Genomic DNA, 15,242 nt, shown 5'->3' with positions numbered 1-15,242 from the left:
TTTTATGCATCAGTATCATCCAGCTCCCAGTCATCCAGCAACTGGCGCAGACGCTTTTGCTCCAGCAGGTCGTCAATACGACGCCTGGCTTCCAGCTTTTGCCTGGCTTTGCTGTCTTTGGGTGACAACTCTTTGATGATCTCCACGTCGTCTATCGGCTCTTCCAGCTCAAAATCGTTACTCTCTACCTGTGACATAAGCGCACCTCAGATTTTTTCTGCTTATTTACCGGATTTATTGATTCGCCACAGCGAAATATTTTTTTACCGACGATGAAAAGTTTTTAAATAAGCGCTTCGGCTTCGCTCAACAGCGGCCTGAACGCTTGTTTACGTGGCGACAGCAAGGTTTTGCTGTAGACCACCTGCTCAATAAAATCGATAACTTTTTCCTGCAACCGCACGCCGTTTAAGCGGTTGATCCGCGCTATGCCGCCCGGGCTCATCACATTGACTTCAATCAGCTTGCCGTTTATGACATCGATACCGGCAAAAAATAAGCCGTCACGTGCCAGCCTCGGGCCTATATGGGCGCACAACCGCTTCTCTTGCTCTGTCAGTTGATGTTTCACCACGCTGCCGCCGGCATGCACGTTAGAGCGCACATCGTCTGCCGGTGGAATACGCCGCATGGCGCCGATAGCTTTGCCGTTGAGCATTAAAATGCGAATATCGCCCAGCTCTGCGCCTTCTACGTATTCCTGCAAAATAACGTAGTTACCGCGTTCAGTATCGCCGATATAAAAGTCGAGTAATGAACGCGCGCTTTGCGCGGCAGATTTTTCCAGTAAAATAACGCCTTTACCGCCATAGCCATTCAGCGGTTTTAAGATCATTTTTTCATTTGGTGATTCTGCCAGCACCCGCGCCAGATAATCTTTGTTTTTCGACACATGGGTTACCGGAATAAACTCATTATCCGGGTCGTGCAGCGACGCGGTATACATCTTATTATTGGCAATCCGCACACCGTCCAGATCATTCATAATAAAGGTGTCTTCCCGCACAGAATCGAGAAAGTTCAGCACTATCGGGTCCAGCGGCGGGTTTAAGCGGATAAAGATGGCATCAAAGGCTGCCAGCGGCAGTTTTTGCTGGTTAAACTGGGCATTGCGGTAAAAGCTGGCAATATTGCTGGAGATTTTCTGGCCCTTAACAAACACTTTGCAAAATGCCTGAGCAATACTGTCACGCACCGTTAAATTGGTAGCATGAGTAATGGCGACGCTGTGGCCGCGGCTTACCGCTTCGTGGATCATACGGATAGTGCTGTCGCCATCCGGCTGCACTTTTTCCCACGGGTACATTAAAAAACAAATGCGCATAAGCTTCTCTGGTTTGCCGTTAACGTTTACCACTTTGCGCTAAGCATACGAGAGCGGCAGAAAAAAGGAAGCGGATGATAGCGGATGCGCAAAAAAACACACGTGAATTTTTATCGCCAGGCGCAAACAGATCGGCTTTGCGTTATGCTGCGTAATAATTGCCAGTCTAAAATGCAGATCCTACAGGAGAGAATAATGAAAACGTTAATAAATGCAGCGGCCCTGGCCACAGCTTTGCTGGCGATGCCGGCGATGGCAAACCAGTGTGGCGACATTCTTGGCCATTCTATGCAGCAGTTAAATACCCGCGAAAGCGTAAATTTATGCGACAGCTATAAAGGTAAAACTCTGTTGGTAGTAAATACTGCCAGTAAGTGTGGTTTTACCAAGCAGTTTGAAGGCCTTGAAGCGCTGCACCAGAAGTATCAGGATAAAGGTCTGGTTATCTTGGGTTTCCCGTCAGACAGCTTTAAGCAGGAATATGATGACGCAGAGAAAACCGCTGAAGTGTGCTATTTAACTTATGGCGTTAAATTCCCGATGTTTGCCAGCTCTAAAGTGAAAGGCGATGACGCCAACCCGGTGTTTAAAGCCTTAATTGCCAAAACCGGTGAGTCACCGAGCTGGAACTTTAATAAGTATCTGGTAAGCAGTGATGAGCAAACGGTAAAACATTTTGGCAGCCGCACGGCGCCGGATGATAAAGCCTTTATTGCTGAGCTGGAGAAAATGCTGGCGGTAAATGCGGCTGCAGCTAGCACTGAGAAATCAGGAGAGTAATTACTTCACCGAACTAGTCAACTGCGGCTGGAACCTCGATTTGGTCATCACAGAGTGTCTGAGCGAACGCGCAAGCGGTAGCGAGTTGCTGTGATGAGCCAAGGCGAGTGTTGCAGCGCAAGCAGTTGACGGGCAGCCTGAAAGTACAGTTGATTATCCTTGTAACCCGATAGCTGCTTTATGCAAAATGTCTCCAGTGCTATGCCTTTTGACTTAATTCAAACGCGGTATCAACAGTGGTCGGTTTTGCCTCAGCTGCGCTGCGGGCTAAAACATCACAACGTTCGTTCTCCGGGTGGCCGGCATGGCCTTTTACCCAATGCCAGTTTACCTTGTGACTTGCTGCCGCAGCGTCCAGCCGTTGCCATAAGTCCTGGTTTTTTACCGGCTGCTTCTGGCTGGTTTTCCAGTTATTGCGCTTCCAGCCGGCCAGCCACTGCGTAATGCCTAAGCGCACATACTGGCTGTCGGTGGTTAAGTCTACGTCGCAACTGTCTTTTAAGCTCTCCAGCGCAATAATGGCCGCCAGCAACTCCATACGGTTATTGGTGGTTAAGCGATAACCGCCGCTTAGCTCCTTGCGGTGCTGTTTGTAGATCAGCACAGCACCATAGCCACCCGGGCCCGGGTTACCCAGGCAAGAGCCGTCGGTATAGATCGCAACTGTTTTGCGCATAAAGCCTTTCCTCAAACCAAAACGGCGTATAATCTAACCCAAATGCAGTAGAAAACGAAACCGCCATGGCTAAAAGACAAATTATTCTCGACACCGAAACCACGGGTCTTAACCCCAGAGACGGCCACCGTATTATTGAAATCGGCTGTGTAGAGCTGATCAACCGGCGTTTTACCGGCAATAATTTCCATGTTTACATTAACCCGGAGCGGATTATTGACGCTGAAGCCGTTGCCGTACACGGTATTACTAACGAGCGGTTAAAACACGAACCCAAATTTCGTGATATCGCCAAAAGCTTCTACGACTACATTCACGGCGCTGAGCTGGTGATCCATAATGCCGCGTTCGACGTCGGCTTTATTAACCATGAATTTGCCCTGCTGCATCCGCAGCTGCCGCCGGTTGGCGACTATTGTGCCATCCTCGATACCTTATTGATGGCGCGGGAAATGCATCCGGGACAGAAGAACAACCTGGATGCACTATGCCGCCGCTACGATATCAATAACAGCCATCGTACGCTGCACGGCGCTTTACTGGATGCTGAGATTTTAGCAGATGTGTATCTGCTGATGACCGGTGGTCAGGTAAGTTTAAACCTGGCAAACGAGCAAGACGGCAACAATGCCGGCGATGGCCCGATAGCCATACAACGTAGTGGCCGCTTAAAGGTGATCCGCGCTTCGGATGAAGAGTTGGCCGCGCACGAAAGCCGGCTGGATCTGGTGCAGAAAAAAGGAGGCAGTTGCCTGTGGCGAAACTGATAAGTTGGTTAGCGATACTGTTGTTCAGCGCTAACGTGTTGGCGCAACAGACTGATACCGGGCAAGCCGGCACTGAGCAGACGACTACAGCACAGACAGCTGCTGAGCAAGCAGAGCAACAACCGCAACTGCACAACGGCTTTGAGCTGCTCAGTGACTTACCGACTAAAAATCAGATCCCGCTGTTTGAAAACCGCTTTCGTATTGATGAACACGTAGAGGAAATTACCCTGCTGCTGTTTCGCCGGCGCGGCTCGGCCTCGGCAGTATTGGTGCAGCCGGATGGCAGCAAGCTGCATTTTAGTACTGCAGAGCAGAACAAAATACGCTGGCACGACGCCAGCAGCTACGATTTGATAGAAATTAAAAACCCGATGCCGGGCCCCTGGCAGGCAATAGGCCGGCTGCTGCCGGAAAGCCGCATCATGGTGCTGACCGACATTAAACTGGATGTCGACCCGCTGCCGGAGAATTTAATGGTTGGCGAAACTGTGAAAGTAACCGCACGGCTAACCAACGGTAATGAGCCAATGAATGCGCGGGACTTTCGCGAAGTACTGATGCTGGAAGTGATTTTTGTCAGTACCAATAATGCTGATTATGATAACTTTGGCCGTGGCGTGGTGCAGGTGGCGCAATTTCGTGATGACGGTAAAGGTTACGATGAACGCGCCCGCGACGGTGTATTTACCGGCGAGTTTCAGTTACGGTTTGTCTCCGGTGAATGGATCCCGAAATACATAGTACGCACGCCGTTGTATACCCGCGAGGTGGAGCAGCCACCGGTAGTGCTGAAAGCTGCGCCTATTGTAGCCGATATTATCGCCGCACCGGCGTTGCCGGAAGGCCAGCCTGTAGAGCAGGGGAAGCCGCATCAGGTGCTGTTTCGCATTACAGATGACAGCATTGATAAAGCCACAGTGTTGCTGCAGGGGCGGGTGCGCTACCCCAATGGTGAGGTAGACGAGTTTGCATTGAATGAACCTGGTTTAACGGCGCGTGAAGTGATGCTGAAGAATCGCGGCCATGGCAGTTATATACTGGAGGTGCAGGCCTTTGGTGCCATGCAGGATGGTCGCCAGTTTATGCTGAGTTTACCGGAAACCAGTTTTGTGGTGAAAATGCCGGTGTTTGAAGCGCCGGTGCTGGACGAACTACCGCAAAGTATTAAAGATGAGATTGCCGCCGAGCAGGCAGAACCTGAGCCGGAATTTCCGTGGGGTTTGGTGATAGGCGCTAATTTGCTGATTTTATCTGGCGGTGGCCTGGCCATTTGGATTGTGATAACGGATCGGAAATGGGCCGATTTACTGTTCTGGCGCAAAAAGCCGGTTGCCGCAGAGCCGGAGCCGGCAAAAAGTGAAACTCAGCAGGGAGCGACGGCGAAAAATAACGCTAATGCACAAAAAAACAACGATATGGATGACATTCTTGATCTGACCTTGCCGGATGATTAAGGATTAGGCAAAAGCGGCAAAAAAGGTGTTGACGGCCTATCGGCTAATCCGTATCATTCCCGCCGCACTGCAGGATACCCAAACGAAATTCTGCAGGGCAATTGGTGCGGAGCGGTAGTTCAGTCGGTTAGAATACCGGCCTGTCACGCCGGGGGTCGCGGGTTCGAGTCCCGTCCGCTCCGCCAATTTTCGATACACACCGGAGCGGTAGTTCAGTCGGTTAGAATACCGGCCTGTCACGCCGGGGGTCGCGGGTTCGAGTCCCGTCCGCTCCGCCATTTTACTTCCTTGTTTATTTCAGCACTGGGCGGTAGTTCAGTCGGTTGCTTTCTGTTACGAACTTAGCCGGCCTGTCACACCGCATTGTCCAAAATTCCTGATATTTTACTTTTATTCCTGTAGTAACTACTACAACGCATGTTTCATGCGACTGTCTGTATGGAAAAAAGAAAAAATTACTTCTACAGTTTGTGAAACTTATCAATTAATCACAGCTTAAATTAGTGGTTTATTGTATTTGCTGGTAACAACAGGGTTACGCAGGGTATGGATACTTTTGAGCTTAGTCAGTTGCAGGATGCGATAGTGCACTCTGCTGTAGATGCGATTATTGTTATTGATCAGCAGGGATTAATTTGCTTTTTCTCACCATCGGCAGAAAAACTGTTCGGTTACACTTCGACGGACTGTGTAGGCCGGAATGTACGTATGTTAATGCCGGAGCCGTTTCATAGTGAGCACGATGGGTATCTGGCCAACTATGTTAAGCATGGTATGGACGCTAAAATTATTGGCTCAGGCCGGGATGTGCAGGGAAAGCGCAAAGACAACAGCGTTTTTCCGATGCATTTATCTGTCGGTGAAGCCAAAGCCGGTAGTAAGCGTTATTTTGTCGGTATCTGTCATGACTTAACTGCGTATCAGGCCAGTGTAAAAGCGCATTTAAGCTTGCGCTCTATGCAGGATGCACTGCTGGAAGCCACTGTAGACGGCATCATCTCTATAGATGAGTGGGGCATTGTGCAAACCTTTAACCGCGGTGCCGAGCAATTGTTTGGCTACAACAAACAAGAAGTGATTGGCGAAAACGTCAGTATGCTGATGACATCAACACATGCAGCGCAGCATGACAGCTACCTGCGCAATTATAAAAGGGGCGGTAAAGCACAGATCATCGGCATTGGCCGTGATGTGCAAGCGCGGCGCAAGGATGGCAGCGTATTTCCTATGCATTTATCGGTGGGGGAGTCGCATACTGAGCAGGGCCGGCTGTTTGTTGGTGTCTGCCACGATTTATCTGAATTTAAAGCGGTATTGCAGCGGCTGATTTCGGCAGAGCAACGTTATCGCGATATTGTGCAGAATCAGAAAGAGTTTATTTGCCGGTTAAGTAAAAACTCCAGGCTTACGTTTGTAAATAATGCCTTTTGTCGCCAGTTAAACCAGCAGTTATTTCAAATGCTGGGCATTTCTATTTTCGAGTTTATCCACGCCGATGAGCGGCATAATGTTGAAGCACTGCTGACGCAGTTACGTCAGGCCGGCGAGGGGCAAACTATTTCGTTGTCTGTGCGTATGCTGGGGCCTGACAATACAGTGCACTGGGTCGACTGGACCTTTAGCAGCTTGGCCGGTGCAGCAGACTCCGCGGACGAAGTTCAGGGGGTGGGTATCGATATTACCGAGCAGGTTAAAGCGAAAAATCATGCTAAGTTTCTTACCAATTTTGATGCCTTAACCGGACTGGTAAATAAAGAAGGCTTGCTGGAACAGTTCGGCCGGCGCTCAGACGCCGGCCAGGCACTGGCGGTACTGTTTATTGATTGTCACCGGTTTCGGCTTATTAATGAAAAATATGGTTACGAGTTTGGCGATCTGATGCTGATAGAGGCGGCACACCGGTTACAAAGTTTATTGCCGCAAGATGCGGTAGCATGCCGGCCCGGCTCGGATGATTTTATTGTGGTATTGCCACTGGTTAACCGGATTGATTTACTGCCTTTTGTTTATCAACTTATTGAAAACTGCACAGAACCATACTGGTTAGCGCAGGAAAAAATTTCACCGTCAATGTGTGTGGGTATCAGTGTGTACCCGGACGACTCGGTTGATTTGGCGGTACTGATCCAGCAAGCAGAATCAGCCATGTTTGATGCGAAGCAGCAGGCGTTGCTGTTGCGCTTGTATCATGCCGATATTCACAATGCGCTGACCAGGCGGCTGGAGATTGAGCAGGGCTTACGCAGGGCGCTGGAGCAAGACTTGCTTAGCCTGGTGTTACAACCTAAGTATCATTTGCTCAGCGGCCGGCTTACCGGCTATGAGGCCCTGCTGCGTTGGCATGATGCGGTATTGGGCACGGTGGCGCCGGATATGTTTGTGCCGATAGCAGAGGCGGTTAACCTGGGTAAAAAACTCGATTGCTGGGTGTTGAAAACCGTGCTACAGCAAATCAAGTTATGGCGTGAAAGCGGCTTGCAGCCGCAGCCGGTGGCGGTAAATATCACCGCCAAACACTTTTCAGACCCCGGACTGTATAGCTTTATCACTACTAAGTTAGAGCAATTAGAGTTGCCGCCGCAGTGTCTGCAGCTGGAAATTACCGAGGGTGTGGCAATGGATAATTCGCCGACCATTTCGGAAAACCTGACCGCGTTTCGCAGCGCCGGGATTAAAGTAGCCATTGATGATTTTGGTACCGGCTATTCGTCGTTATCTTATCTGACGTCTTTGCCGATTGATTACATCAAGATAGACAGAGCCTTTGTACAGGCTCTGGATAAAGGCCATAACCTGAGTTTGGTCAAAGCCATGCTGGCAATGGCACAGGCAATAGAGGTGGCTGTTATTGCCGAGGGCATAGAAACCGCAGAGCAACAAACGTTACTGGCCCAGTTGGGCTGTGAATTTGGCCAGGGCTATTTTTATGCTAAACCGGCCTGCCTGCATGAGATTGAGCAGGAACTGGTAACGGTGAACCGTACTGATACTAAATGGTAGTGTAGTTTGTAGCAGGATTTTCTGACGCAGAACAAATGGCTGGTGCGGTTTTTGTTAAACGTTGACGACTGCAGAATACCGACTAGGCTAAGGCAGATGAGATATGAACGAAATGAGGATGCTATGCCTATTCCCGTTACTATTGCAGATGATTCCTCGTTGTCGAGAAAAGTAGTAAGGCGGGCTTTGCCAGTTGATTGGGATGTGGAGATTACTGAAGCATGTAATGGTACAGAAGCGCTGGCGGCGGTAAACAGCGGTAAAGCTGAGGTGTTATTTTTAGATTTAACTATGCCCGAATTAGATGGCTTTGGGGTATTAAAGTACTTGCATGAGCATCATGCCAAAACGGTGGTAATAGTTATCAGCGCTGATATTCAGCCTGAAGCGAAACGGTTGGTCGATTCATTAGGCGCGTTTCGTTTTTTGCAAAAGCCGCTGCAACCTGAGGAGTTGAAGCAAGCACTTGTTGAAGTGGGGCTGATATGAACACGCTGCTTACTGAAGAACAGCGTGATGCCTTACAAGAGCTGATGAATATCTCAATGGGACAAGCCGCTAACGCCCTGGCGCGTTTGATCGCAGCAAAGATAACATTATCTATACCCAAGATAAGTGACGTTACACCACAGCAGTTTATGTCTATGCTAACTGACGATGCTGTATGGTACACCCGCCAATCATTTCTCGGCACCATAAAAGGTGAGGTTGTTGCGGTATTCTCGAAAGAGGGCAGTGATGCTATTGGCCGTTTAATGGATTACGATCTGCCGTTGAATCAGGACAGCCTGGATGAATTATTGCTGGAGCTGGCAAATATTCTGGCCGGCGCCTGTTTAACGGGTTTTGCTGAGCAACTTTCATTAAAAGCCAAGTTAAGTATGCCAACAATGTATACGCCGACGATGCAGCATATTGAGCAATATCGTTGGGCGAGCACCCTTATGATGGAGGTGAAGTTTAATGTGGAGGCCAGTCATTTTGATTCAAAAATAGTGATTTGTCTTGAGGAGTCGTCAGTTCAGACATTGCTGATTACACTGCAGCAGTTGTTGGAGTAACTATGAGCCATCAGGTGTTGCTGCAAAAGCTGGCGTCGCGTTTACCACTTGGCATATGTGTTGTTGATGCCAAGTATGATATTGTTTACTGGAATAATTTTTTTACTGACCGCTTACCCCACGCTGACATTGCCACTGACAACAAAAATTTGTTGGCTATTTATCCTGACGCTGCAAAATATTTAAGCAAAAAGATAAACAGTGTGTTCGTGTTGAATAATGCCAGCTTCTCGTATTGGGAACACAGGCCCCATGTATTTAACTTCAGCAGCAGCAGGCCTATTACCGGCGAAGAAACGCTGATGTATCAGAATATTGAATTTTTTCCTCTGGATATTGAAAACGGCGCCGTAAAAACAGTGTGTTTAGTCGTGCAGGACGTGACTGAGTTAGCCAGTTACTATCAAGCGCAGAAGACGTTGTCAGAGCAGCTCGGGCAGAAGCATGTTGCGCTAAGTGCGCTGAATAAAAAACTGGAAGCGGCGCAGAATCAGTTGCTGCAATCGGAGAAAATGGCTGCTATTGGCCAGCTGGCAGCCGGTGTAGCGCATGAAATTAATAATCCGGTGGGCTTTGTAAGCTCTAACTTACAAAGTTTGCGGGATTATAGCGTTAAATTATTTGAGCTGATGCAGTTCTATCAGGAGTTGATGCTTGAGGTTAATCATCCACCTTATCAAGCGCTCGAGAGGGATATGCTGCAGCGTCAGCAGTATGAGTTTATCAGTACGGATTTACCTGAGCTTATTTCTGAATCAATTGAGGGGTTGGAACGGGTTGCGGCTATTGTTAAGAGTCTGAAATCATTCTCATATGTTGATAACAGTGAATGGCAGCTTGCTGATATTGTTGACGGCCTGGAAAACACATTGAAAATTGCGGCTGGTCAGATCAAATATAAAGCTGAAGTACATCGTAATTATCAGACTGCGCTGCCTAAGCTTTATTGTCAGCCGATGCAGTTAAATCAAGTGTTCCTGAATCTGTTAGTCAATGCTGCGCAGTCTATTGAAGAGAGCGGAGATATCTATATTGACGTGTCAGCAACAGATTCGGCGTTGAGTATTGCCATCAGGGACACGGGCTCCGGCATTGCGAAAAACAACCTGGGAAAAATATTTGAGCCGTTTTTCACCACAAAACCGGTGGGCACAGGCACTGGTCTGGGATTGTCTCTGTCGTATAGCATTGTACAAAAGCATAAAGGTGAGATAAAAGTCGTTTCAACACAAGGTGAAGGAAGCAGTTTTACCATCTGCTTACCCTTTCTTACCGCTGAAGATTATGAACACCAGCATTTTACAGAACAGCCTGCCGTAAAGTAATATTACTACCGATCCACTGTAAGTAGTTTACTTTGGCGTACCAGACGAAGACTGCGCCAACCCCTCTGCCACGGCAGCTAACAGCTGCTGGTTATCCCAGGGTTTTTGGATATAGTGATGAATTTTGCCAAGGTTTTTAGCTGACGCTGTTGAGGCTACGTCAGAATAGCCAGACATCAGAATGCGATAGGCGTCAGGCTGCAACTGCTCAGCCCGGGCCAGAAACTCCGCGCCGCTCATACCCGGCATTCGCATGTCGCTAATGATCAGATTAACCCGGTGTTGCTGCATCAATTCGAGTGCTTTAGCGCCACTGTCCGCCAATAGTAGTTGAACACCTTGGTGTATAAACAATCGCTGTAGTGCTTTCAGGATGTTGGATTCATCATCCACGCACAGTACCAGAGGCTTAGTTGTTTCAGGCGTCGCTGACATTAAAAGCTGTCCTGTTTGTCCTGTTTTATAAAAATATGCTATAGCTTGAAAGGAATCAAGTTTACAGCTGATATAGCTGCAGAAACAGCTGTGTCGGCGCTGCCAGGCAGCACCAGCACAGCTGCGATAAGCTTAGGCACGTTTCTTCAGCAGCAGGGCAATATCATCACTGCTGCTTACCGGCTGCGCATCCGATTCTGTTTTACGCGGCCGCAGCTTTTCCCCCAGCACCAGCATAGAGGGCGTTAAAAACAGTGTTAGCACAGTGGCGAAGGTTAAACCGCCGGCAATGGCGCTGGACAGCTGAGTCCACCACTGAGTTGACGGCGCACCAAAGCCAAGGCTGGGTTCAAGCAGGTTAACGTTAACCGCCAGCACCATCGGCATTAAGCCCAGCACAGTGGTAACTGAGGTTAACAACACCGGCCGCAGGCGCAGGCAACCGGTTTCCAGCGCTGCTTCAAAGGCTGATAAGCCGCTGTCGCGCAGCTGATTATAGGTATCAATTAACACGATATTGTTATTTACCACTATGCCGGCCAGGCCAATAATACCCATGCCTACCATGACAATGCCAAAGCTCTGACCGTTGACCAGCAGGCCCAGCAACACACCGGCGGTGGAAAAAATAATGGCCGATAAAATTAACAAGCTCTGGTACCAGCTGTTAAATTGCACCAGCAAAATCATCAGCATCAGGAAGATAGCCGTTGCAAAGGCGCCCATCAGGAATGTCATCGCCTCTTGCTGATCAGCACTTTCACCGGCAGTTTTTACATTAACGTTGTCCGGCAGCTTAATATCGCTTGCCAGTAGCGCCTGTAAGCGTTCACTTACCTGAGCGCCAGGGGCTAGATCGCTTTTTATCGTTACTGCACGGTTGCCGTCAATCCGCTTGATCACACTGGTTTTCGCTGCCGGCACTAAGGTGACAAAGTTACTCAGCGGTACCTGGCCGCGTTCGGTTTGAATAGTTAACCGGCCCAGTTGATCTAACGAGCGCCAATTTTGCGGAAACCGCACGCGGATATCTACTTCATCACTGGCATACTCCGGCCGGAATTTTGCCAGCAATAAGCCGTTACTGATCATCTGTACCGCATTACCTACGGTAAGCACATCGGCACCAAAGCGGGCAGCGGCGGCGCGGTCAACTTCAATGCGCCACTCTATGCCCGGCAGGCTGCGGTCATCTTCAATATCAACAAAGCCGCCCATTTTTTGCATTTGGCTGATAATTTGCGTTACGGCCTGCTCCGTGGCGGCGGCTTGGTTGGCGCTGATTTGCAGTTCTATCGGTTTACCACCGGCCGGGCCTTCTTCCTGCTGGCGAAACTCCAGAATGATACCGGGAATATCTGCAGTAAGTTTGCGCATCTCATCGAGGATCTCAGCTGCGCGGCGACGCTGATGCCAATCAATAAACTGAAACTGCAAGGTGCCAACCACATCGGCTGCCAGTTCACCACCGGCGCTGGCTAACGAGCGGGCATACAGTGCTTTTACTTCGGATAACCCCAGCAAGCGCTGCTCGACTTTTTGCAGCAAGGTATCTTTTTCATAAATCGACATATCGCCGCGAGCCCGCACCCAAACCTGGGCCGACTCGGGCTCTACCGACGGGAAAAACTCCAGGCCGTGGTTGTATTTGCCATAAGCAAAGAAAATCAGCACCATGGCGCCAAGCATACCGGCAAAGGTTAACCCGGGCCGGCGTAACAAGCGGGCCAGTAAGCCACGATAGGCTTTACCGGCACGGCTTTGCTCTACTTCGTGCGCCGGTGGCTGCGCTTTGCTCAGACCGCCCATTACCGGCAAGAAAATCAGTGCCATAAATAAGGATGCCAGCAAACATAAAATAACGGTGGCCGGCAGGTATTTCATAAATTGGCCGACTACGCCAGGCCAAAACAGCAATGGCATAAACACCACCACTGTGGTGGCGGTAGAGGCGATGATTGGCCAGGCCATGCGGCCGGCAGCGTTAGCCCAGGCTTGTTTCGGCTTTTGCCCTTCGGCCAAGTTACGATCGGCCAGCTCACTGACCACTATGGCACCGTCTACCAGCATGCCAGCCACCAGAATAAGGGCAAACAGCACGATTATATTCATCGTATAGCCCAACGCCGCAATCATTAAAATACCGGCTAAAAAGGCACCGGGTATGGTAATGCCTACCAGCAGCGCCGAGCGCACGCCCATAGTGGCAATGATCAGGATCAGCACCAACACCACTGCGGTTAGCACGTTGTTGAGCAAATCTGACAACATGCTTTTTACTTCTTTGGACTGGTCCATAATGTAGTTAATCTGCATGCCGTCAGGAAACTGCGCACTGGCATGCTCTATTAACGCTTTGGTTTGCTCAATGGTGGAGATAATGTTGGCGCCACTGCGTTTTTTAACTTCCAGTACCACAGCCGGCTGGCCGTTTATGCGGGCAAAACCGAGCGGATCTTTAAAGCTGCGGCTGATGGTTGCCACATCACCAAAGGTAATCACCGTATCGCCGTCTACCTTGATTGGCATCGACAGCACATCATCTAAATTCTCAATCACGCCGGGCACTTTCATTGCCATGCGGCCGGCGCCGGTATCTAAACTGCCGGCTGCCACCAGGCGGTTATTGTTTGATACCAGATTAAACAGCTGCTGGTAATCCAGGCCATAGCCTTCCAGTACTTGTGGGTCTACTACTATTTCCAGTAAGTCTTCACGGTCGCCGCCAATGTCTACTTCCAGCACTTCAGGAATAGCTTCAATATTCTCCTGCAACTGCCGCGCGATATACACCAGCTGGTTTTCCGAGATTGGCCCGGATAAGCCCACCGACAACACCGGAAATAAGCCGACGTTAATCTCGTTTACCGTTGGTTCATCTGCTTCGCCGGGCAGCTTGGAACGGGCGGCATCAACTTTTACCCGTACATCAGCCAGCGCCTTGTCGGCATCAAAGCCGGCATCAAATTCCAACATTACCGAGGCATGGCCTTCACTGGAGGTAGAAGTCATCTTTTTAATGCCTTCTAACGAGCGCAGCTCATGCTCCATTGGCCGCACCAGCAAACGCTCACCATCTTCCGGGCTGATGCCATCCAGTGACATCGATACGTACATCATCGGAATGGCCACATCCGGGTTGGCTTCTTTCGGAATAGACTGATAAGCGCTGATACCGGCGATAAATAAAAACAGCAGCAGCATTAAGCTGGCGCGGCTGCGTTGTATCGCCGCCTGAATAATGCTGTTCATAGCTCAGCTCCTGCCACCTGCACGGTGTCGCCTGGCTGCACAAAACCGGCACCCTGGGTAATAATTTGGCTGCGCGCCGGTAAACCGCTGACCCTGGCGCCGTCGTTATCGGCGGTTAAAATCTGTACCGGATAAAACTCCACTTTCTGCTGCTCATTCACCACGGATACACCCAGATTACCGCTGTTGTCCAGGCTTAGCAGGGCCGGTGAAATAAGGTGCGCCAGTACCGGTGTCAGTTGCACTTCCACAGTGGCACTGGCGCCGGCGATGCGCCAAAGTTGCGGGTTGGCTACGGTAACTTCAATATAAAAGCTGCGGGTAGCGGTATCGGCGGCATAACTGATAAAGCTCAGTTTACCATCCAGTTTTCTGCCATCCAGCAAGCGCAGCGTAACGCTCTGGCCTTCGCTTAACGCGGCAATATGTTGCTGCGGTACTTGCGCGGTAACTTTTAACTGATCAATTTGCACTAATTGCATCAGTTCTGTGCCGGTTTGAATCAAATCACCTACCTCAATATGGCGCCGGTCTACCACGCCGGCAAAAGGTGCGGCCGGTTCCGTTTGCTTAACGGCCAGAGCAGCACTTTGCAGCTCGGCTTCAGCCTGGGCCAGCTCGCTTTCCAGCCTTGTAAGTTCGGTGGCCGATAAAAATTGTGCTTTGCCCAAAGTGCGGGCGCTGTCCAGCTCGCTTTTGCGCAGTTTAAGGTTAGCTTGCGCCTGCGCCAGCCTGGCAGTGCGGCCTTCATCGGATAAACGCAGCAGCTTGTCACCAGGTTGCACGGTATCGCCCTGTTGCTTTAACAGTGCCGTTACCATGCCGGCTTGTTGTGATTTAATGCTGACACTACGCCAGGGCAATACCTGGCCTTGGGCAATTTGCGTCAGCTGATAGGGCGAGGCGTCAGACCAGCGGGTTTCTACCTTCGCCAACTGTGCTTTGGCTACTTTTTGCTCTGCCGGCGCTTGGTCTTTAGCGCTGTAGTTGTCGCCGCTGAACAGCCAAAACACCAGCATCAGGCTTAATATCACAGCAATAATAACAGGTGAGACAGCAATTTTTTTAAACATAAAATATCCTTGGCGGCAAAAAGCGGCAGAGCGGGGTTAAGCGTAGCGTGAAATATACCTACAGGCGTGAATGCCAGCAAGCTTGCAACTGT

13 protein-coding genes and 2 tRNA genes are annotated in these 15,242 nt (G+C 49.9%); 9 read left to right on the top strand and 6 right to left on the bottom strand.

The window, feature by feature from the left end:
- Positions 1–2: 2 nt before the first annotated feature.
- On the bottom strand, positions 3–197 hold the full coding sequence (locus ACTZWV_RS11870; protein ID WP_305552891.1) for a PA3496 family putative envelope integrity protein: 195 nt from the start codon (positions 195–197) through the stop codon (positions 3–5).
- 86 nt (positions 198–283) lie between these two features.
- The gene (locus tag ACTZWV_RS11865) at positions 284–1,324 is read right to left on the bottom strand and encodes a glutathione synthetase (protein ID WP_305552892.1); all 1,041 of its coding nucleotides are present in this window, start codon (positions 1,322–1,324) and stop codon (positions 284–286) included.
- Positions 1,325–1,519: 195 nt separating this feature from the next.
- Between ACTZWV_RS11865 and ACTZWV_RS11860 the strand changes: the two genes are divergently transcribed.
- The gene (locus ACTZWV_RS11860) at positions 1,520–2,104 is read left to right on the top strand and encodes a glutathione peroxidase (protein ID WP_444786745.1); all 585 of its coding nucleotides are present in this window, start codon (positions 1,520–1,522) and stop codon (positions 2,102–2,104) included.
- A gap of 199 nt (positions 2,105–2,303) precedes the next feature.
- Here ACTZWV_RS11860 and rnhA read toward each other — a convergent pair whose 3' ends face one another.
- On the bottom strand, positions 2,304–2,780 hold the full coding sequence (rnhA, locus tag ACTZWV_RS11855; protein ID WP_444786744.1) for a ribonuclease HI: 477 nt from the start codon (positions 2,778–2,780) through the stop codon (positions 2,304–2,306).
- A 65-nt stretch (positions 2,781–2,845) separates the two neighbouring features.
- Here rnhA and dnaQ point away from each other — a divergent pair, with 65 nt between their 5' ends.
- The 8 genes from dnaQ to ACTZWV_RS11815 all read left to right on the top strand — a co-directional run bounded on the left by dnaQ (position 2,846) and on the right by ACTZWV_RS11815 (position 10,390).
- Positions 2,846–3,547 carry a DNA polymerase III subunit epsilon gene (dnaQ, locus tag ACTZWV_RS11850; RefSeq protein WP_444786743.1) on the top strand — a complete coding sequence of 234 codons (702 nt, stop codon included), beginning with the start codon at positions 2,846–2,848 and terminating at the stop codon, positions 3,545–3,547.
- The gene (locus ACTZWV_RS11845) at positions 3,535–5,004 is read left to right on the top strand and encodes a TIGR03503 family protein (protein WP_444786742.1); all 1,470 of its coding nucleotides are present in this window, start codon (positions 3,535–3,537) and stop codon (positions 5,002–5,004) included. The genes dnaQ and ACTZWV_RS11845 overlap by 13 nt, the downstream gene beginning before the upstream one ends.
- A 108-nt stretch (positions 5,005–5,112) precedes the next feature.
- Positions 5,113–5,189, top strand: a tRNA-Asp gene (locus ACTZWV_RS11840).
- Positions 5,190–5,205: 16 nt separating this feature from the next.
- Positions 5,206–5,282 (top strand) — tRNA-Asp (locus ACTZWV_RS11835).
- A 268-nt stretch (positions 5,283–5,550) separates the two neighbouring features.
- Positions 5,551–8,004, top strand: a complete 2,454-nt coding sequence (locus ACTZWV_RS11830; protein ID WP_444786741.1) for a sensor domain-containing protein — start codon at positions 5,551–5,553, stop codon at positions 8,002–8,004.
- Positions 8,005–8,127: 123 nt separating this feature from the next.
- On the top strand, positions 8,128–8,493 hold the full coding sequence (locus ACTZWV_RS11825) for a response regulator (RefSeq protein ID WP_444786740.1): 366 nt from the start codon (positions 8,128–8,130) through the stop codon (positions 8,491–8,493).
- Positions 8,490–9,065, top strand: a complete 576-nt coding sequence (locus ACTZWV_RS11820) for a chemotaxis protein CheC (protein ID WP_444786739.1) — start codon at positions 8,490–8,492, stop codon at positions 9,063–9,065. Before ACTZWV_RS11825 ends, ACTZWV_RS11820 begins: the two co-directional genes overlap by 4 nt.
- A gap of 2 nt (positions 9,066–9,067) precedes the next feature.
- On the top strand, positions 9,068–10,390 hold the full coding sequence (locus ACTZWV_RS11815) for a sensor histidine kinase (RefSeq protein WP_444786738.1): 1,323 nt from the start codon (positions 9,068–9,070) through the stop codon (positions 10,388–10,390).
- A gap of 27 nt (positions 10,391–10,417) precedes the next feature.
- Here the strand turns inward: ACTZWV_RS11815 and ACTZWV_RS11810 are convergent, their stop codons facing one another.
- From ACTZWV_RS11810 to ACTZWV_RS11800, 3 genes are all read right to left on the bottom strand, one after another.
- A complete protein-coding gene (locus ACTZWV_RS11810; RefSeq protein WP_444786737.1) occupies positions 10,418–10,825 on the bottom strand; it encodes a response regulator in 408 nt (135 codons plus the stop codon).
- 132 nt (positions 10,826–10,957) lie between these two features.
- The gene (locus tag ACTZWV_RS11805) at positions 10,958–14,077 is read right to left on the bottom strand and encodes an efflux RND transporter permease subunit (protein WP_444786736.1); all 3,120 of its coding nucleotides are present in this window, start codon (positions 14,075–14,077) and stop codon (positions 10,958–10,960) included.
- On the bottom strand, positions 14,074–15,150 hold the full coding sequence (locus tag ACTZWV_RS11800) for an efflux RND transporter periplasmic adaptor subunit (RefSeq protein ID WP_444786735.1): 1,077 nt from the start codon (positions 15,148–15,150) through the stop codon (positions 14,074–14,076). Before ACTZWV_RS11800 ends, ACTZWV_RS11805 begins: the two co-directional genes overlap by 4 nt.
- Positions 15,151–15,242 lie beyond the last annotated feature (92 nt).

Source organism: Rheinheimera sp. NSM (assembly GCF_052380015.1).
In the GTDB taxonomy this organism is placed as follows: domain Bacteria; phylum Pseudomonadota; class Gammaproteobacteria; order Enterobacterales; family Alteromonadaceae; genus Alishewanella.
The sequence above is the reverse complement of the archived record's forward strand: the minus strand, read 5'-3'. Positions and strand labels throughout refer to the sequence as shown.